The organism is Priestia sp. ABM2_011, assembly GCF_056158845.1.
This window is the reverse complement of record NZ_JBSWUB010000001.1, coordinates 523,556-541,704: the sequence shown is the minus strand read 5'-3', so window position 1 is coordinate 541,704 and position 18,149 is coordinate 523,556. Positions and strand designations below refer to the sequence as shown.

Genomic DNA, 18,149 nt, shown 5'->3' with positions numbered 1-18,149 from the left:
GATCAAAAAGCTACCTGGAGCTTTTTTGATAAAAAAACATTCATCAGCTTCGTGATGAATGTTTTTATTCTGGTTTTCGCTGTGACGCTCGATGCGCTTCATTCAGCTCTTTTATTTCCTTCACAATTTCAATCATTTCCGCTTTTGCGTCTGGATATAATTGATTCCAATGCTTTGTTAAAGGCGGCATAGATTTTGAGATATGGTTGTAAAGTGCCCACATTTTCACTTTTTCCTGCAGCTGTTCATCACTTTCTCCAACCATTAGTTCCGTATACTTTTCAATCAAACCGTCGAATTGCTCTTGAAAGGTTTTACTCATGCGCAGTCACTCCTTTCTTTGGTTTACAAATAACCGGACACGTTCGACAATAAGTCTCTTTGGCTCCTGTTTGGTAGGACAAACAGCACGTTTTTCGTACTCTTATCTCCTGCTTTTGTTTCTCTATATATTGAGGAGGTGAACTGTACCGAGCAAGCGGATTGTTATGATATGAACCAAAGTGACGTCCCTCAGCTTCTTCTAACACGTATCGTAAATTCTTTTGCACTTTCACATTGTCTATTTCTTCGTTTGCTAAAAGCAAATCATAAAGCCAGTGAATATAAACAGCTACGTTTTCCCACAGCGTCAGCTTTGAGATTTTTGTCACTTTACGCAGTACTGACCACATCGGCTCAATTTGATGAGCAAACAATTCATCAAGAAGTTCATCAAGAAGAATTTCGCGATTATCCTCTGTTACTTCTGTCGTCTCAATTTCTGAGATAAACACTTTTGGAAGCCACATCGTTTCAACTTGTTCGGTATGCAAAGATACATTTTTAGTCGATGCATTTATCTTTTTTTGAAACACAATAAATGAATACAAAGCCGCAACCACAACAAAACTATACCGCTTTGCTAACATTGAAGCAGCTGCTCTCAAACTAGCGGCCTCCATCGTCTCTTGAATCCATAATAGCTGCACCTTCACCTTACTTTCATCCATGCAGCTGGCAGGAGAAAACCTGTACAGCGAGTTATCTTTAAACGTACAGCGGAATTTTTCTGCTAACTCGCTTTGCTCATTCCTACTGAGCATGCTGCGTTTCAACTCGCAGCTTATTCACAATACATCGTCCGCGCCCATGAGGAATACAAAGAGGCGTTCCAAATAACGGATCAACCGTCACTTCACAGTTCATATTAAAGACTCGCTGTACTAAATCGCAGTTAATGACTTCTTCTGGTCTTCCCTGTGCATAGATTTTTTTATCTTGAAGCGCCACAATATGATGAGCATAGCGGCAAGCTAAGTTTAAATCATGCAGCACCATTACGATGGTACGATTTTCTTTTTCATTCAGTTCAAACAACAAGTCCAAGATCTCAATTTGATGCGTCATATCTAAATATGTTGTCGGTTCATCAAGTAAAATAATATCTGTATCTTGCGCTAGTGTCATGGCAATCCATGCGCGCTGACGCTGTCCCCCAGAAAGCGAATCAACTTGACGATCTGCCAAGTCTGCTAAGCCTGTTGCTTCCAGTGCATTTTGCACTTTTTCTTCATCCTCTTGAGACCACTGGCGGAACCAATTTTGATACGGATAGCGCCCTTGTTTAACAAGCTGCAGCACAGTCAGACCTTCAGGTGCAACAGGACCTTGAGGAAGGATTGCTAGCTGCTTTGCAATTTCCTTGGTAGGAAGAGAAGAAATTTTAGAACCTTCTAGTAAAATAGAGCCTGCATGTGGCTTCAATAACCTTGCCAGTGAACGCAGCAGCGTAGATTTTCCGCATCCATTACTGCCGATAAAAACCGTAATCTCACCCTTTGGGATGGTAACGTCAAGCTCATCTATAATCATCGCTTCTCCATATGATAATGTTAGCGACTTTGTTTCTAACGAATGCATGCGAATCGCTCCTTCTACAAAGAATGCTATACGTTTCTTTGTTTGTATAGTAAATAAATGAAGTATGGTGCGCCAATTGCAGCTGTAAATACACCTGCTGGCACTTCGATTGGCAAGAAGAATGTTCGGCCAATTAAATCTGCTGCTGTGATTAAAATCGCTCCGATTAGTGCCGATAGCGGTATTAAAGCGCCGAATGACGAACCTACAAGCTTTCGGGCAATATGTGGAGCAAGTAACCCTACAAAGCTAATTCCACCGGCAAATGCAACGGCGCTCCCGGTTAAAGCTGTGCTCATCAGCAATAGTGCCAATCGATTTTTTTGAACGCGACTTCCAACGTTAGTCGCAATTTCTTCACCTAATTCTTGAACATTTAAATTTCGAATCATTAAAATCGTAATTATAACCAGCCCTGCAGTAACTGGAACTAGTACGGAAACACTGGCCCAATTTGAACCATACACCGTTCCGGTAATCCAAATATTTGCCTGGCTAGCGCGGTAGATAGGACCCATAATCATAAACAGCGTGGTCATAGCTTTCGTTAACGCTGTTAATCCAATTCCTATTAATACTAGTGTAATAGGAGAGACACCATTTTTCCAGGCAAACACATAAAGTAAAAGCGCCACTGCCACGGCACCTAAAAATGCGCTAACAGGCATCCAATTAATACTTACGGTTAACGAGTTGCTTTTATCACTAAATAGTGTCAAAAATAACACTACACCAACTGACGCTCCTCCTGTTAATCCAATTAAGTCTGGTGAAGCAAGCGGATTTCTCACAAGCCCCTGCAAGATAGCGCCCGCAATAGCTAGACAAATACCAGCACAAATGGCAACAATAATACGCGGCAGTCTAAAAGATGTAACAACTAATCGTTCAAACTCCAACCCATGACCCGCTAAAATTTTAATTACACGAAATGGATTAATAAATAAGTCACCCGTACCTGCACTTAACAAAAAGAGTGCAACAAGGACAGCTGAAAATCCGGTAATGATTAGAGCAGCTTTTATATTAACTAAAAATGAAATTCTCTTTAAGCGAAGAGATAAGTATGTTTTCATGACGTCTTCGCCCCTTTCCTTGCCATATAGATAAAGAAAGGTGTACCAATAACAGCAGTCATGACTCCAACAGGGATTTCTTGAGGCATAATGACGTACCTTGCGCCAACATCAGCTAATAAAATTAAAATCCCGCCGACAACCGCACTATAAGGAAATACCCAGCGATAATCTTGTCCTACGATTGCTCTTACAACGTGAGGAACAATGATTCCTACAAAGCTAATGGGACCGGCTACTGCAACGGCTCCCCCGGCTAAAATCGCAATAATGATGCCGCTTATAATTTTGACAAGAGCTGTTCTTTGACCTAATCCTTTGGCTACGTCTTCACCAATCGTTAAAATATTAATTTTTGAAGCGATAAAAAAAGTAACAATAATTGCTGGCACTACATAAGGCAGTATGCCATACAACATTTCAACCTTGCGTCCTTGCACAGACCCTGCCAGCCAAAAGAGGACTTGATCAAGCGAAGATTCATCCACAGCTAGCAGTCCTTGTGTTAAAGAAGAGAAAAAGGCTGCAATAGCCGCTCCTGCGAGCGTCAGTTTGATAGGCGTTAGCCCTTCTTTTCCAATGGACCCAAGAAAATAGACAACCACTACGGTTAGTGCCGCTCCTACAAATGCAATCCATGTAAAAGCTTGAAGTGAATTGACCGAAAAAATCATCACTGCAACAACAATAAAAAAGCTGGCCCCAGCGTTCACACCGATAATATCCGGTGAAGCAAGTGGGTTTTTCGTTAACGCCTGCATCATTGCTCCTGCAATTCCTAAACAAATACCTACCACAGCACCGATTATAGCGCGCGGCAATCGAATATTTTGAATAACTATGTGCTCATTCGAACCGTTAAACGCTTGAAAAGCTTCAAATGCTGTTTTGATACTTGTATCTGTGTATCCGAGTACGATACTTAATCCAATACAGATTAAAAGCAGCATGATTCCAATGATGAGCCCCATTACTTTCATTTGAACACTGCGTAGCATCATTTTCATTGCTCTCCTCTAAGATGATTCCTATATATATCTAACCTTTAGTTTAGGAAACATTGAAAAAAGTGTCAATGATTTTGAGAATCATTTTCAATTTTTAATTGACACCGCTTAAAAGTTAGAATATTATCTTAATTGTTAATGAAAATCATTATCACTTACGAGGGGGAAAAGATGTGAATACATATTCTAAAGGCAAGTTGTCATATTTGTTGTCCATTCTTACCATTATGACACTGCTTGTGCTGGCAGCCTGCGGTAATTCAAACGGCGCTGACAGCGATAAAAAAGAAAAAACTGAGGGTTCTGGCGAAACTTACACAGTAAAACACGCAATGGATAAAACCGATATTAAAGGAACGCCTAAACGAGTGGTTGTTTTAACAAACGAAGGTACTGAAGCTCTTCTTGCAATGGGTGTAAAGCCTGTGGGCGCTGTTCAATCATGGTTAGGAAATCCGTGGTATGACCATATTAAAGGTCAGATGAAAGGCGTTAAAAGTGTGGGTACAGAAAGCGAGCCAAGCTTAGAAGCAATCGCTGCTTTAAAGCCTGACTTGATTATCGGAAATAAAATGCGACAAGAAAAAGTATACGATCAGCTTAGTCAAATTGCTCCGACTGTATTCTCTGAGGAGCTGCGCGGAGATTGGAAATCAAACTTTAAGCTATATGCAAAAGCTGTAAACAAAGAAGAAAAAGGTAAAGAAGTATTAGCTGACTATGACAATCGCGTAGCAGATTTAAAGAAACGCCTTGGAGATCAGTTAAAACAAAAAATCTCAGTTGTACGCTTTACAGCTGGAGACGTTCGTATCTATCATAAAGATTCATTCTCAGGTGTTATTTTAGATCAGCTTGGATTTGCTCGCCCTGAGTCTCAAGACAAGGATGATTTTGCTGAAATGAATGCAACAAAAGAACGCATTCCGGCAATGGACGGCGATCAGCTATTTTACTTCTCTTATGAAACGGGAGACGGTGAAGCAACAAAGCTTGAAAAAGAATGGATAAACGATCCTCTCTTTAAAAAGCTAAAAGTGGCTCAAGAAAATCATGTTCATAAAGTAGATGATGCTACTTGGAATACGGCAGGCGGTGTGTTAGCAGCTAATATCGTACTTGATGATATTGAAAAAATCTTCTTAGATAAAAAACAACAATAATATGAAAGAAAGAGCTTCGACGAATCGAAGCTCTTTCTTTCATGTATAATGTATTTCCTTTCATCGCACACTAACCGTGGTCTCACTTTATTAAATAGGAGTGGTGAAAATGAATTCAAAAAAACAGCCTAAAAAGCAGCCAGATACAAATGAAATGGCTGACCGCCAGTTCGAAACAGAAGATTATAACCGACAAGATGCACTCTCGCAAGGTCTAGCAGAAACACATGAGCAAGTAAGCGACGCCTATCAAGAAGGATCATTTGAAGATACAGATCGTTAATAAAAAAGAGCTGACTCTAAGTCAGCTCTTTTTTATTTTGAATGCTGCCATGCCGTTTTAGGCAATGACATGGACATCCACTGCTGGCGCTTTGATTTATCAATCGTCACTTTCTTTGCTTTAATTCCTTGTTGAATCAGCTGTTTCATTAGTTTATCAATTGACTTCATCGCTATTCACCTCAAAAGCGGAAATTTGTCTTGCTTCTACTCTTTTACTTTTTTGCGCTTAAACTTCATAAAAAACTCATAGACAATTGGAACGATAATGAGCGTAAGCAGCGTAGAACTTGTTAGTCCTCCAATCACGGTAACCCCTAGCCCTTTTGAAATAAGGCCTCCACCTTCAAATCCAAAAGCTAATGGAAGCAGTGCACCAATCGTTGCAATAGCTGTCATTAAGATCGGGCGAAGACGTGTCATTCCAGCTTCTAGTAACGCTTCACGCGTTGAAAGACCCTCTTGCTCTTTATGAATCACGCGGTCAATCAGAACAATCGCATTGGTTACCACTATTCCAATTAGCATAAGAGCTCCAATCATCGAAGAAATACTAATCGTTTCCCCAGAGATTAAAAGCGCCACTAGCGCACCAATGAGTGTAAATGGAAGTGAGAATAAGATAGCAAATGGCGCTAAACCTCCACCAAATGTCAGTACCAGTACGAAGTACACGATACCAATGGCTGCGAGCATAGCAATTCCTAATTGACTAAATGAGTCATTAATTTGCTCTGATGCTCCGCCAAAGCTGATATCCATATCACTTGGCAAATCAATTTTCTTCACTTCTTTTTGGACGTTAGAAGAAACGCCGCCTACATCGTCACTCTTAATATCAGCACTTACCTCTGCATAAATTTTATTATCACGGCGCGTTACCGTATTCGATGTTTTACCTTTTTTAATGTCGACAACTTCATTTAATGTAACTTCCTGTCCAGTTTGAGAGGTCACTTTTGTGCTTGAAAGTTCGGCAAAAGTAGAGAAATCCTCTTTTTCTTTTGGAAGGTACACGTTAATTTCGTTTCCGTCTTTTTGAATAGTTGTTAATACTTCACGCTGTCCAAGGTTGGAAATTTGCATTCCGATTTGACTAGCAGACAAGCCGAGTTCAGCGGCTTTCTTTTGATTCGGTACTAGCGTATATTCATCAAACGTATCTGAAAGCGTAGAATCGACATTTTTCAGTTCTTTATGCTTTTCTAAAACGCGCTGAACTTTGTCAGCATAAGGTTTGATTTCGTCTAAGCTATCTCCGTAAATAAGGACGTTTAATGAATTATTGCTGCCGCTAGACGCCGTATTCATGGAGCCCCATTCACCTTGATTCGCTTGTTTATTAAGAGCTTTTAATACTTTGTCCTGCTCTTTATCAAAGTTTTGTGTATCCTCGTCATATTGCACAAATGTTAAAACGTTATTTTTGCTTCCCGGATTAAAAGAGTTACCTTCACCGAACGAATACTGAACCGTTTTGACACCATCTCGCTTCATCAAGTACGCTTCTGCGCGATTCGCTGCTTTTTCCACGTCGCTTTGAGACTGTCCGGCTTTCGGTGTATACGTAAGCGTCAGCGTTTTTTCTTGATCGGATGATAAAAAGCTAACCCCAATAGAAGGAACTAAAAATAAACTTCCTACTAACAGTAGTACGGCTAACCCAAAGGAAATAAGCTTATGGTTTAGCGTCCAGTTCAAAATTCGCTTATATCCGTGCGCTAGTTTGCTTGGCTTTTCTTCTTTGACTTTTACATTTGTTTTAAATAACGAATGAGCAAGCATTGGCACGAGTGTTACCGCTACTAGCAGTGATGCTAACAGTGCAAAAACAACCGTTAACGCAAACGGTAAGAATAGCTCTCCTACCGGTCCTTCTACGAGACCTAACGGTAAGAATACGGCCACGGTTACGACTGTAGAAGAGAAAATTGGAACAAACATTTCTTTCGTCGCCGCGACAATTAAATCTTTTCCTGTAAGCTTTTCTTCCTGATAAGCCATGCGGCGGTAAATATTTTCAATAACGACAATGGAATCATCTACAACCCTTCCGATGGCTACAGTCATCGCTCCAAGCGTCATAATATTTAAAGAGATATCCATTGATTTGAGCGCCAAAATGGCGATTAATAGCGAAAGCGGAATTGAAATAACGGCAATAATCGTTGAACGAATATCGCGTAAAAATAAAAGAATAATAATAACCGCAAAGACCGCACCGATAATAGCTTTATTTAGCATCGTATGAACAGAATCTTCAATCGGTTTACCTTGATCAAAAATATTGTCAACGTGAAGGTCTTTATTTTTCTTTTCTAGGCTATTCATTTTTTCTTTAATATCATTTACAACATTTACTGTGTTCGCATCCTTCGCTTTGACAACTTGTACAGCAATTGAAGGTTTTCCGTTCGTGCGAGAAATGGATTCTGCTTTCCCCGTCACTTTAACATCCGCAATTTCTTTTAATTTCACAGTTGGAATCGAAGCTGCGGACGGCGCCTGCTGCACGGCTCCTTGTGTTTGCTGCTGGCTCATTCCTTGTTGCTGACCTTGAGCAGCTCCTTGACTAGGCACAGCTGGAATCTCTAAGTTTTCCAAATCTTTTTCTGTTGTCATCTTTCCGTCTACCACAACAGATTTTTGAGATCCATCCATCGTATACGTACCAGCCGGCACTTTTGCATCGGATGCTTGGATCAGCTTTTTCACCGTATCTTCATCGAGTCCCAGCTGCTTGAGCTTGTCTTGTTTGAATACAAGTTCTGCTTCTTCAACTTGTTCTCCTGACACGCTGACCGAAGAAATGCCTTGCACTTTTTCAACTTGTGGAACAACGGTATTTTTTACATACTTCGTTAAGTCTTCTAATGATTTTTTATCATCTGAAACACTTAATGAAATAATCGGAAAATCACTGATGCTTTGTCTTGAAACATTTGGTTCCTCTACATCATCTGGCAAATCCACGTTTGAAAGAGCTCGTCTGACTTCGTCTTCTGCCTTCTCCATATTTTTACTAAAGCCATATTCAACTTGAATGGTAGCCATATTTTCATAAGAAGACGAGCTAACTGTGTCAACGCCGCTCAGTCCCTGAAGCTTTTGTTCAATTGGCTTACTCACCTTGTCTGCCACTTGTTCCGGAGTGGCGCCCGGATAAGTTGCACTGACTGTTACAACAGGCGTTGATATATCAGGAATAGTCTCTAGCTTCATATTAAATCCTGAATACAGCCCTGCAATAATGACAAAGAGTGTTAACAGCCATACTGCAAATTTATTTTTCAATGAAAATTTAATAAACTTCCCCAATGCATATCCTCCTTCAAATATATGTATACTAATAAAATTGACTGATTGGTCACAACAACTTAAAATATAAATGACTAACCGGTCAGTGTCAACCCTAAGCAGTCTCTCTCCTAATATGTTCATAATAAAGACATATTTACGATAAATCTTTTTTAGAGGAACTGACTCCCGTTCTTAACTTTGATATATACCTTTATCTTTTTTAGTGTATGATACTATTATCTAACGAAATGAATGGTCAAATTGTTCAATAAAGGAGGTAGAATACTTGAAAGAAAAAGAAAAAAGAATAATTGAAGCTTCGATTAAGCTTTTTGCAAAAAAAGGATTTAATGCTACCTCTGTGCAAGAAATTGTAGATGAATGCAACATTTCAAAAGGTGCATTTTACCTGCACTTCAAATCTAAGGATGCACTTTTATTATCAATTCTAAACTTTTACTATGAAAAGCTCTTTAGCTCTGTTTATGCTCTCGACGAGGAAGTAAACGATGCCCGCAGCCGCTATATGAATCAGCTCATCTATTTCTATGGATTTATTACAGAGCACAGAGATTTTATTATCATGCAAATCCGTGAAAAATCGATTCCATTTAACAAAGAAGTGGAGACCTTTGTTCATAAAATGCAGCGAGAAACGTTTTACTTTCATCGCAAAAGCCTCGTTAGCGTATACGGAGAAGACGTAACTCCTTATATCTCCGATTTAACGAAAATGATTGAAGGTATTCATCATTCCTTTTTAGAAATTATTATCTTCAATCAATACGAGCTTACCTTTAAAGAAGTCGCGCAGTACATAATGGAACGAGTTGACGTATTAGTAGAAGATTTATTAGCTAGAAAACCTCGTCCCCTTATTCCCGCTTCTTTTGGTGAAGATATATACGGAAAGGAACGAACGACTTTTCTAAGTAAAAATGAGCAGGTAAAACAAGCTCTTGAGGAAATTAAACATCTGCTAGACACCAGCGATCATATTTCTGATGAACACGCAGACAGCTTTCACATTTTACAAACGGAGCTAAAAAAAGATAAGCCTACCGCTGCTATTGTAAAAGGCATGGTTGGAAATTTAACGGAACTTAAACCGTTGGAAGAACCGCTTAATCTTTTAACAGCTTTACTCCAACAAAAATAACAGAAGGCTTCAAGCCTTCTGTTATTTTTCTGCTTTTGAACTAGATACTCCCCCAGATAACACGAACTTCATTGCTTCTTCCGGCTTAATATCTAACCATTCAATTTCTTCTTTTGGAATCAAAAAAGTAAAACCGGCTACTTGAAAAGTTTGTGGAACATAGACAGCGACATGGTCTTTTAACGAGTGAATCACCTCTTCTACTTCTTCAGAGGTCACAAACCCTATGACTTTCATTGACGTGCCGGGCATTGGCACTAAAGCTACTTTTGAAAAAGACTTTTTCTCTCCAAGAAAAGATTGAAATGTATCTTTAATGACACTATATAGCGTTTTAACAAGCGGTATTTTTTCTAACAATCGATCAATTAAGTTAATAATTTTCCCAGCGAAAAAACGGGTAGATAACCACCCTAAGAACGTAATTAAGACAAGCGTTGCTAAGATTCCAATACCAGGTATATAATCCTGCTTCATATAGGGCTTCAATACGTTTCCTAAAATGCTGTCTAAAAAATTAAATACTCTTACCAAAATATAAATAACAAGGATAATAGGGACAATCGTTAAGAGTCCATTAATAAAACTTTTTATGATTGCTTTCATGCAAACACCTCATTTTTCCTGACATACTGCTGTTCATTATACAATGGATTTGTTTTGCTGCGTCTCTTTATTTCTATTCACATACGTATAAACTAGCGACGTTTTATCAAAATAATAGATGGGTACATGAACATACATACTTATATATTTATTTTTTCGGAGGGATACAATTGGGACGTTTAGAATCAAAAATTGCTGTTATTACAGGGTCAAGCTCTGGTATAGGAAAAGCAACTGCTGAGCGCTTTGCGAAAGAAGGAGCGGTTGTTATTTGTGCCGATATTAATTTGGACGGGGTAAAAAAAGTAGCAAAAGAAATTAAAGACGCTGGCGGTGAAGCATACGCCTACTATATCGATGTAGCTGAAGAAGAAAAAGTAAAAGAGTTCACAGCGGAAATTGAAAAGAAATTTGGAAAAGTGGATATTCTTTTTAATAATGCGGGGACAGACACAGAAGGCGGCAAGCTTCACGAATACCCTGTAGAACTTTGGGATCGCTTAATGTCGGTAGATTTACGCGGAACATTTCTTGTAAGCAAATACGTTATTCCGCTGATGTTAGAAAATGGCGGGTCGATTATTAATAATTCATCCGTATCCGGACTGGCAGCAGACTTAGACCGTTCTGGCTATAACGCGGCGAAAGGTGCTATTACCAACTTAACAAGAACCATGGCAATTGACTACGCTCGTGAAGGTATTCGCGTTAACTCAATTGCTCCTGGAACAATTGAAACGCCTCTTCTTGATGATTTATCAGGCGCTGAAGAAGGAAAAAAATTCAGAAAAGCATATGAATGGGTCGATCCCATGGGCCGTTTAGGCAAACCAGAAGAAGTAGCCGGTGCCGTATTATTTTTAGCATCCGATGACAGCTCATATGTAACGGGTGACTGCATTACGGTAGATGGCGGTCATATGGCGTATACATGGCCTGGAAAAATGCTTTACGATAAAATGTGAGAATACAATTAGCTCTATACCTTAAGGTATAGAGCTTTTCCGTTTGCATTTTTTCTTTAAAATAGACGTGACATTATGTCAAGACAGGTGTAAACTTAAAGCAAAATTCTTTGCTTCTAGGAGGAAGACATGAAAACAAAACAATTATCAGAACGTCAGCTTCTTGGCATCGCAGGGCTAGGATGGCTCTTCGATGCAATGGATGTTGGCATTTTGTCTTTTATCATTGCAGCTCTTCACGCTGAATGGGGACTTTCCCCTACTGAAATGAGTTGGATAGGCAGCGTTAACTCGATCGGGATGGCCGTTGGAGCTCTCGTGTTCGGGCTGCTGGCTGATCGAATTGGGCGAAAAACCGTTTTTATTGTGACTCTTGTTCTTTTTTCAGTGGCAAGCGGACTTTCGGCTCTTACTACTACCCTTGCTGCTTTTTTAGTATTTCGATTTTTAATTGGAATGGGTTTAGGAGGAGAGCTGCCTGTTGCTTCTACCCTTGTGTCTGAGACCGTGGCGCCGGAAAAACGCGGTAAAGTGGTCGTCTTGTTAGAAAGTTTTTGGGCGTTCGGCTGGCTACTGGCAGCGCTTATTTCTTACTTTGTAATCCCAGCTTACGGGTGGCAGCTAGCTCTTATCCTAACGGCTATACCAGCATTTTATGCCATTTATTTGCGCATCAAACTGCCAGATTCTCCTCAATTTTTAGAGGCGACAAAGGAAAAGAAACCGTCTATTGCGGACAATGTAAGAAGCGTGTGGTCTAAGCCTTATCGTCAATCTACCGTTATGCTGTGGGTTCTGTGGTTTTGCGTTGTATTTTCATATTACGGCATGTTTTTATGGCTACCTAGCGTCATGGTCATTAAAGGATTTAGCTTAATCAAAAGCTTTGAATACGTATTGATTATGACATTAGCTCAGCTGCCTGGCTATTATACGGCTGCTTGGTTTATTGAACGCATGGGCCGAAAATTCGTATTGGTCACATATCTGTTAGGTACGGCTGCCAGCGCATATATCTTCGGAAATGCGGAGTCACTTTGGCTGCTGCTAACAGCAGGAATGCTGTTGTCTTTCTTCAACTTAGGCGCTTGGGGAGCTTTATACGCGTATACACCTGAGCAATATCCGACATCTATTCGAGGCACAGGAGCTGGAATGGCCGCTTCTTTTGGACGAATTGGAGGAATTCTAGGACCGCTGTTAGTTGGGTATATGTCAACTCAAGGTGTTTCTTTAACCGTTACGTTCTCAATCTTTTGTGCAGCTATTTTAATCGGTGTTGGTTCGGTTGTTTTTCTAGGAAAAGAAACCAAACAAAAGCAGCTCGCATAAAAAAAAGACGCTCTTTTAGAGCGTCTTTTTTGTGCTTATTATTTATTTTCTACTAGCTCTTTTTCGCCTGTCTCTACTTCCACGTCACGCTGAGCGAATACTTTCTTAGCTACGCTTAAAGCATTTAACACGCGAGGGAAACCTGTGTATGGAATTAATTGAATGATGCTTTCCACAATTTCATTCGGCTCTAGTCCAGCTGTTAAACCTGTGTTTAAATGCAGCTCAAGCTGAGGCTCTGTACCCTGAGTAACCAGTGATGAAATGGTTACTAATGCTCGCTGCTTATTCGTTAAACCTGGTCGTGAATAAATGTCTCCATAGGCAAATTCAATAATATATTTCCCAACGTCAGGAGCTAGGTCTTTTAAGTCTTCCGTAATTTTTAAATGAGTCGAAATATCATCGTTACTCGTTAACGTATATTCCATTAATTTATCTAAACCTTTTTGATAACTATTTTGTGCCATGTGAAATCAGCCTCCGTATTTTTTACTGACACCGCGCGGAATCAATGTTTGTTTTCGTGTATGTTTTCTACACTATCTACTTTAGCGCACAGTTTTTCTTTCGTAAAATACATATATTCAATACAACATATGCATTTTATCTATATAAAACAGAATGCTGTTCATTCATATAGTGGAGGAATTGTTTAGAGGCATATGAAATATATTTATCTTTTTTTAAAATCAATCCTAAATCCCATGAAATTGAAGGATTGGTAATAGGAATTGCTTTTACAACAGCAGAATCCACTTTTGCTGCAATGGACTGTGGAAAGATAGATACACCTAAGTTTTCCGCAATCATTTCACCAATAAAATCCCATTGAGAGCTCTCGTAAGCTACGTTAGGTTCAAACCCAGCTTGTTGACACGCCTGAATAAGCCGGTCGTGAAGCGTAAAATCTTCATTAAATAAAATAAATTTCTCTTGGGCTAGTTCATTAATTTCCACATGAGTTTTAGAGGCCAAAGGATGAGAATGGTGAATATATAAAAGCATTTTTTCAGAGATAAAAGGATTAATATCAAAAAGATGTTCATTTACTGGAAGCACCGCTACACCTAAGTCTAACTCTCCTTTTTCTACTGCTTTTTGAACACGATTGGCTCCGTATTCAATAAGTTTAATTGTGATATCTGGATAGAGCTGCTGAAACCCTTTAATAATCTTTGGAAAGAACAGGACTCCAATCAATGGAGGAATTCCAATTTTAATCATCCCTTTTTTCAGATTCATCACATCATATAGATAAGTCGATAGCTCATCAATGGATGCCATAACTTTTTGTCCTTGCGCATACACAACTTCCCCGGCATCCGTTAAATCAATCTGTCTTGCGGACCGGTCAATTAATTCTACTTCCAATTCTTCTTCTAAGTTTTTCACCATTTTGCTCAAGGTCGGCTGTGAAATATGAAGACTTTGAGATGCTTTAGTAAAGCTCCTTAATTTAGCAACTTCTAAAAAATAATTAAGCTGACGAATATCCATCTCTGCTCCTCCTATAGATAAAGCGAATATCTTTTATCTTATTTATTCATTTTACCTATTAACTTTTAAGATATACAGCAAAAAATCCAAACGATTTATCGTTCGGATATACCTTCACCTAAAATACTTTTGTCCTGTCCTTTTTTACTACGGTTATTTAAAATATTTTGGCTGCTTGTGCTGCTTGTTCTAAGCCACTTTCAATAATTTCTTGAGCACGATCCGGAAACTGATTATGTCCTTCAATAATAACGGAGTTCACGTCCGTGATTCCAAAGAATTGAAGTACGCTGCTAACATATTTAACGGCCATTTCGACCTCAGCTGCTGGACCTTCTGAATATACTCCGCCACGCGCGTTTAATAACATCACCTTTTTATCGCCCAGTAATCCCACAGGACCTTCAGGCGTATACTTAAACGTTTTGCCTGCTTGATTTAAATAATCAAAGTACGTATGAAGCACGGCCGGCACAGTAAAATTCCAAAGAGGAAAGGCAATGACAATTTTATCAGCTTTCACAAATTGTTCTAGGTAATGATTAGCAATTTCTGCTGCTTTGTTTTCCGCTGCCGTCACTTCTAGCCCTCTTGCTAATTTAAACTGACCGTTTATCATGTCAGCACCTAAATAAGGAAGTTCTTCTTTGAACAAATTCAGCTCCATTATTTCTTCACCTTGGTGCGATTGTTGATAGCTTTCTAAAAACGCATCATATAATTTTACGCTGACCGCTTCACTTGCCGATCTGTCATTTGCTTTTATAAAAAGAGTATAACTCATACTAAAACCTCCACTGATTGTTGATACTCTTATTTTATTCGCTTTGTCCTTGCGTTTCGAACGACTTTATAATGAAATACTTTCATACTTTAGTCGGAGAAATCTTATATAAGTAAGAATTTTTAAAGAGCCAAAAATCACATTGACAACGATAATCATTATCATTAAAATTAGAGAGAAATTATTATTTATCATTTAACGTAAGGGGAGCTTTTTATGTGGTCAAGTTTGGCTTTGTCGCTTCGTGAAGGTTTAGAAGCATCGCTTATCATTGGAATTATTTTAGCTCATGTTACAAAAATCGGCCGAAAAGACTTAAAATATTCCGTCTTTATTGGCGCTGCTGCTGGCCTTATTTTCAGCTTAGTATTTGGCTTTATTGGTTTTAATGAGGCGAAAGAGTTAGAAGAAGAGTCAGAAGAAATTTTTGAAGGAGTCATGATGCTTTTAGCTGCAGGCCTTATTGCTTATTTTATTCTGTGGTTGCACCGAAGCAAAGAAGTGACATCTTCAGTTACATCAAAAATTTCCAAAAGCTCTTCCAAGTGGGGATTAATCGTTTTAGCCTTTTTATCTGTCTTTCGTGAAGGAACAGAACTAATCATTTTTAATCTGACACAAGTGAATCAACACGCTTCTTCTATTGTATTCGGCAGTATAAGTGGCATTTTGCTGGCCGTCGTTATTACATACATTTTGTTCAAAACAGCTATTAAGCTGAACCTTTGGATTATTTTTAAAGCGCTTGGTATTTTCCTTATTTTTATTGGGGGAGAGTTATGCGGTGAAGGTTTGGTTAAGCTATTTGAAGCTGGTGGAGAACCCCTTGAGATAATTGGATTTAGTGTATTTACAGTTGCATCACTGTATCTATTCTTCCAAACGGAGTTAAAAAAATTAAGAGTAAGAAAACAAAAATCAGCATCATAATCATAAAAAAGCCGCCTAATGGCGGCTTTTTTAGTTTATAGATGAAACGGGAAGATGAATCACAACTTCCGTCCCTTGTTCTTCTTCACTTTTAATAAAAATCTCGCCTTTATGCTGACGGACAATAGTTTGTGCAATCGATAGTCCAAGCCCCGTTCCTCCCGTAGCTCTGCTTCTAGCTTTATCCACTCGGTAGAAACGTTCAAAAATATGTGCAAGATCTTCTTTTGGAATACCAATTCCATAGTCTTTCACTTTGATAATGACATCTTCCTGCTTTTTTTCAACGGTCACTTCAATTTTATCCGTACTGTATTTAATTGCATTATCAAGCAAAATAATCAGCACTTGCTTCATTTTTAGTTCATCCACTTCAATCATAATGGACGTTTGATCATAATGAAGAACTAATTCTCTCTTGTATACCTGCTGCAGCTGCTTAACGATTTGTTCAAAAATAAGAACAAGATCTGTTTGCTTCATATCAAGCGTTTGTTCTTTTTCCACACTTGCCAGATCAAGCAGCGTTTCAATCATTTTTTGCATTTTGGTTGCTTCCGCATAGATGGTGTCGATCGCATCCAGCGTAATTTCTTCATTTTTAATCCCTCTTCTTCTTAATAAATTAGAATAACTGCGAATAACGGTTAGAGGGGTTTTTAATTCGTGAGAAGCATCAGAAACAAACTGATTTTGCTTTTCAATATTTTCTCGCAAGCGGTCAATCATATGATTAAACGTAACGGTCATACCCTGCAGTTCATCTCTCGTCTCCGTTTGAATGAGAACTTTTTTAGGAACACCGCTCTCTTCAATCTCTTTCATCGTTGTGACCATATTTTTAATAGGATGCATAATGACGCGTGATAACCATCTTCCTCCTAAAAGCGACAGTAAAATGGACACAAGCGAACAAAAAATCAAAATTGATAGCAAAATATCTTTGCGAGTTTCAAAACCAGTCAGGAGCTCACCAATCTCAAGCGTTTCAACGACTTGATTATTGACTTTGACAGGCATGCGAATAACCAATACTTGTTTTTCTCTAATTTTGCGAAGCTTCACCTTTTTTTTCTTTGAAAATTCGGGCTTAATTTTCACCAGATGAGGATCATTTGATACTTGATTAATGACCGTAGAATTTTCTGAGACTGTTCGGATAAATGAATGGTTGGTCAAATAAAATTTTAGTAACTCCGGCGAGAGCTCCACGGAATGATCTTGCTGACCTTTTTGAATAATCTCGCGTGCTTTTTCGAATAAAATGTCCTGTTCCATATTCACCGTAGATTTAGTGAAGGAGAAAAAAACAACGATGTTCATGATTAATAAAATAACCACTAGCCATGCTGTTGTCAGCAAATTAATCTTCGTCGTGATCTTCATGTTTCTCCTCTTTCATCATATATCCTACGCCCCGCACCGTATGAATGAGAGAAGTAGAAAAACCTTCATCTACTTTTTTTCTTAAGTGGCGAATATACACATCAATTACGTTTGTTTCTCCTTCATATTCATAGCCCCAAACGTTTGTGAGAATCCCTTCTCTCGTGACAATTTTATTTTTATTCGTAAGCAAATACACGACTAAATCATACTCTTTCGGTGTCAACGTAATGGATTCATTGTTTCTTAGGACTTCCCTTGTTTCAAGATTAATGGTCAAATCACTGATCGTTAAGAGCTCTGCTTCAGCTTCTTTCGTTCCTGATGCTTCTACGAGCGAACGATAGCGAATACAAGAGCGAACTCGTGCTAACAGCTCTTCAATTTCAAACGGTTTTGTAACATAATCATTAGCCCCTTGGTCTAACCCCATTACCTTATCTAACGTCGTATTTCGGGCAGTTAATAAAATAACTGGCGTAAACACTTCCGCTTTCCGAAGTCTTCTTAACACCTCAATACCGCTCAGACTTGGAAGCATCACGTCGAGCAAAATGAGGTCATATTGAGCGGATATTGCCGTCTCTAAACCCGCTTTCCCGTCGTACTCAACATCTACTTCATAATCTTCAAATTCCAATTCAATCTTTAGCACTTTCGCAATTTGCGCTTCATCTTCCACAATTAAAATTTTCTCTTTCATATTATGCACCTCTCACCACATGTCTTAAGTGAAAGAATAGCTTCTTTAGATAAA

At 38.8% G+C, this 18,149-nt stretch carries 19 protein-coding genes; 6 read left to right on the top strand and 13 right to left on the bottom strand.

The annotated features are described in order from the left end of the window. Positions 1–64: 64 nt before the first annotated feature. Genes ACXAE4_RS02865 through ACXAE4_RS02845 form a run of 5 tightly spaced genes read right to left on the bottom strand, consistent with a single transcriptional unit; the run spans position 65 to position 3,979 of the window. Entirely contained in the window at positions 65–322 is a 258-nt protein-coding gene (locus ACXAE4_RS02865) for a YusU family protein (RefSeq protein ID WP_028412083.1), read from the bottom strand. Continuing rightward, entirely contained in the window at positions 315–1,085 is a 771-nt protein-coding gene (locus ACXAE4_RS02860; protein WP_034264219.1) for an IucA/IucC family C-terminal-domain containing protein, read from the bottom strand. Before ACXAE4_RS02860 ends, ACXAE4_RS02865 begins: the two co-directional genes overlap by 8 nt. Continuing rightward, entirely contained in the window at positions 1,075–1,902 is an 828-nt protein-coding gene (locus ACXAE4_RS02855) for an ABC transporter ATP-binding protein (protein WP_013059664.1), read from the bottom strand. The genes ACXAE4_RS02860 and ACXAE4_RS02855 overlap by 11 nt, the downstream gene beginning before the upstream one ends. Positions 1,903–1,928: 26 nt before the next feature. Continuing rightward, positions 1,929–2,978: a FecCD family ABC transporter permease gene (locus tag ACXAE4_RS02850; RefSeq protein WP_028412081.1), complete on the bottom strand. Its 1,050-nt coding sequence runs from the start codon at positions 2,976–2,978 to the stop codon at positions 1,929–1,931. Next, positions 2,975–3,979, bottom strand: a complete 1,005-nt coding sequence (locus ACXAE4_RS02845) for a FecCD family ABC transporter permease (RefSeq protein ID WP_028412080.1) — start codon at positions 3,977–3,979, stop codon at positions 2,975–2,977. Before ACXAE4_RS02845 ends, ACXAE4_RS02850 begins: the two co-directional genes overlap by 4 nt. 179 nt (positions 3,980–4,158) lie before the next feature. Between ACXAE4_RS02845 and ACXAE4_RS02840 the strand changes: the two genes are divergently transcribed. Together ACXAE4_RS02840 and ACXAE4_RS02835 are read left to right on the top strand one after the other, a co-directional pair. Then, entirely contained in the window at positions 4,159–5,148 is a 990-nt protein-coding gene (locus tag ACXAE4_RS02840; RefSeq protein WP_034264222.1) for an ABC transporter substrate-binding protein, read from the top strand. A 109-nt stretch (positions 5,149–5,257) separates the two neighbouring features. After that, entirely contained in the window at positions 5,258–5,431 is a 174-nt protein-coding gene (locus ACXAE4_RS02835) for a YozQ family protein (RefSeq protein ID WP_013085357.1), read from the top strand. A 32-nt stretch (positions 5,432–5,463) separates the two neighbouring features. Here the strand turns inward: ACXAE4_RS02835 and ACXAE4_RS02830 are convergent, their stop codons facing one another. Together ACXAE4_RS02830 and ACXAE4_RS02825 are read right to left on the bottom strand one after the other, a co-directional pair. Next, the gene (locus ACXAE4_RS02830) at positions 5,464–5,601 is read right to left on the bottom strand and encodes a hypothetical protein (RefSeq protein ID WP_014457868.1); all 138 of its coding nucleotides are present in this window, start codon (positions 5,599–5,601) and stop codon (positions 5,464–5,466) included. 36 nt (positions 5,602–5,637) lie between these two features. After that, positions 5,638–8,748 carry an efflux RND transporter permease subunit gene (locus ACXAE4_RS02825; RefSeq protein WP_154990587.1) on the bottom strand — a complete coding sequence of 1,037 codons (3,111 nt, stop codon included), beginning with the start codon at positions 8,746–8,748 and terminating at the stop codon, positions 5,638–5,640. A gap of 268 nt (positions 8,749–9,016) precedes the next feature. On the opposite strand from ACXAE4_RS02825, the gene ACXAE4_RS02820 reads away from it, so the two are divergent. After that, positions 9,017–9,889 carry a TetR/AcrR family transcriptional regulator gene (locus ACXAE4_RS02820; RefSeq protein ID WP_154990589.1) on the top strand — a complete coding sequence of 291 codons (873 nt, stop codon included), beginning with the start codon at positions 9,017–9,019 and terminating at the stop codon, positions 9,887–9,889. Positions 9,890–9,910: 21 nt separating this feature from the next. Here ACXAE4_RS02820 and ACXAE4_RS02815 read toward each other — a convergent pair whose 3' ends face one another. Further along, positions 9,911–10,495, bottom strand: coding sequence for a DUF502 domain-containing protein (locus ACXAE4_RS02815; RefSeq protein ID WP_028412076.1), 585 nt, complete (start codon positions 10,493–10,495; stop codon positions 9,911–9,913). 170 nt (positions 10,496–10,665) lie between these two features. On the opposite strand from ACXAE4_RS02815, the gene ACXAE4_RS02810 reads away from it, so the two are divergent. Both ACXAE4_RS02810 and ACXAE4_RS02805 read left to right on the top strand, forming a co-directional pair. Next, positions 10,666–11,460 carry an SDR family oxidoreductase gene (locus ACXAE4_RS02810; protein WP_028412075.1) on the top strand — a complete coding sequence of 265 codons (795 nt, stop codon included), beginning with the start codon at positions 10,666–10,668 and terminating at the stop codon, positions 11,458–11,460. A gap of 129 nt (positions 11,461–11,589) precedes the next feature. After that, positions 11,590–12,792, top strand: coding sequence for an MFS transporter (locus ACXAE4_RS02805; RefSeq protein WP_028412074.1), 1,203 nt, complete (start codon positions 11,590–11,592; stop codon positions 12,790–12,792). Positions 12,793–12,830: 38 nt separating this feature from the next. On the opposite strand, the gene ACXAE4_RS02800 is transcribed toward ACXAE4_RS02805, so the two are convergent. The 3 genes from ACXAE4_RS02800 to ACXAE4_RS02790 all read right to left on the bottom strand — a co-directional run bounded on the left by ACXAE4_RS02800 (position 12,831) and on the right by ACXAE4_RS02790 (position 15,076). Then, positions 12,831–13,262 carry a carboxymuconolactone decarboxylase family protein gene (locus tag ACXAE4_RS02800; RefSeq protein ID WP_014457862.1) on the bottom strand — a complete coding sequence of 144 codons (432 nt, stop codon included), beginning with the start codon at positions 13,260–13,262 and terminating at the stop codon, positions 12,831–12,833. 136 nt (positions 13,263–13,398) lie between these two features. Next, positions 13,399–14,292, bottom strand: coding sequence for a LysR family transcriptional regulator (locus tag ACXAE4_RS02795; RefSeq protein ID WP_274863077.1), 894 nt, complete (start codon positions 14,290–14,292; stop codon positions 13,399–13,401). 157 nt (positions 14,293–14,449) lie between these two features. Next, positions 14,450–15,076 carry an FMN-dependent NADH-azoreductase gene (locus ACXAE4_RS02790; RefSeq protein ID WP_274863078.1) on the bottom strand — a complete coding sequence of 209 codons (627 nt, stop codon included), beginning with the start codon at positions 15,074–15,076 and terminating at the stop codon, positions 14,450–14,452. 216 nt (positions 15,077–15,292) lie between these two features. Here ACXAE4_RS02790 and ACXAE4_RS02785 point away from each other — a divergent pair, with 216 nt between their 5' ends. Further along, positions 15,293–16,006 (top strand): FTR1 family protein, encoded by a 714-nt coding sequence (locus ACXAE4_RS02785; RefSeq protein WP_028412072.1) that lies wholly within the window; start codon positions 15,293–15,295, stop codon positions 16,004–16,006. A 30-nt stretch (positions 16,007–16,036) separates the two neighbouring features. Here the strand turns inward: ACXAE4_RS02785 and ACXAE4_RS02780 are convergent, their stop codons facing one another. Together ACXAE4_RS02780 and ACXAE4_RS02775 are read right to left on the bottom strand one after the other, a co-directional pair. Next, the gene (locus ACXAE4_RS02780) at positions 16,037–17,392 is read right to left on the bottom strand and encodes a sensor histidine kinase (RefSeq protein WP_289578537.1); all 1,356 of its coding nucleotides are present in this window, start codon (positions 17,390–17,392) and stop codon (positions 16,037–16,039) included. Then, positions 17,370–18,095: a response regulator transcription factor gene (locus tag ACXAE4_RS02775; RefSeq protein ID WP_025752630.1), complete on the bottom strand. Its 726-nt coding sequence runs from the start codon at positions 18,093–18,095 to the stop codon at positions 17,370–17,372. The genes ACXAE4_RS02780 and ACXAE4_RS02775 overlap by 23 nt, the downstream gene beginning before the upstream one ends. Between the last annotated feature and the right edge of the window lie 54 nt (positions 18,096–18,149).

Coding starts and splice junctions, on each gene's coding strand:
- ACXAE4_RS02780 (WP_289578537.1), bottom strand. CDS start 17,392: ATGAAGATCACGACGAAGATTAATTTGCTGACAACAGCATGGCTAGTG.
- ACXAE4_RS02775 (WP_025752630.1), bottom strand. CDS start 18,095: ATGAAAGAGAAAATTTTAATTGTGGAAGATGAAGCGCAAATTGCGAAA.
- ACXAE4_RS02860 (WP_034264219.1), bottom strand. CDS start 1,085: ATGCTCAGTAGGAATGAGCAAAGCGAGTTAGCAGAAAAATTCCGCTGT.
- ACXAE4_RS02835 (WP_013085357.1), top strand. CDS start 5,258: ATGAATTCAAAAAAACAGCCTAAAAAGCAGCCAGATACAAATGAAATG.
- ACXAE4_RS02865 (WP_028412083.1), bottom strand. CDS start 322: ATGAGTAAAACCTTTCAAGAGCAATTCGACGGTTTGATTGAAAAGTAT.
- ACXAE4_RS02790 (WP_274863078.1), bottom strand. CDS start 15,076: ATGAGTTATACTCTTTTTATAAAAGCAAATGACAGATCGGCAAGTGAA.
- ACXAE4_RS02785 (WP_028412072.1), top strand. CDS start 15,293: ATGTGGTCAAGTTTGGCTTTGTCGCTTCGTGAAGGTTTAGAAGCATCG.
- ACXAE4_RS02795 (WP_274863077.1), bottom strand. CDS start 14,292: ATGGATATTCGTCAGCTTAATTATTTTTTAGAAGTTGCTAAATTAAGG.
- ACXAE4_RS02850 (WP_028412081.1), bottom strand. CDS start 2,978: ATGAAAACATACTTATCTCTTCGCTTAAAGAGAATTTCATTTTTAGTT.
- ACXAE4_RS02855 (WP_013059664.1), bottom strand. CDS start 1,902: ATGCATTCGTTAGAAACAAAGTCGCTAACATTATCATATGGAGAAGCG.
- ACXAE4_RS02800 (WP_014457862.1), bottom strand. CDS start 13,262: ATGGCACAAAATAGTTATCAAAAAGGTTTAGATAAATTAATGGAATAT.
- ACXAE4_RS02830 (WP_014457868.1), bottom strand. CDS start 5,601: ATGAAGTCAATTGATAAACTAATGAAACAGCTGATTCAACAAGGAATT.
- ACXAE4_RS02845 (WP_028412080.1), bottom strand. CDS start 3,979: ATGATGCTACGCAGTGTTCAAATGAAAGTAATGGGGCTCATCATTGGA.
- ACXAE4_RS02805 (WP_028412074.1), top strand. CDS start 11,590: ATGAAAACAAAACAATTATCAGAACGTCAGCTTCTTGGCATCGCAGGG.
- ACXAE4_RS02815 (WP_028412076.1), bottom strand. CDS start 10,495: ATGAAAGCAATCATAAAAAGTTTTATTAATGGACTCTTAACGATTGTC.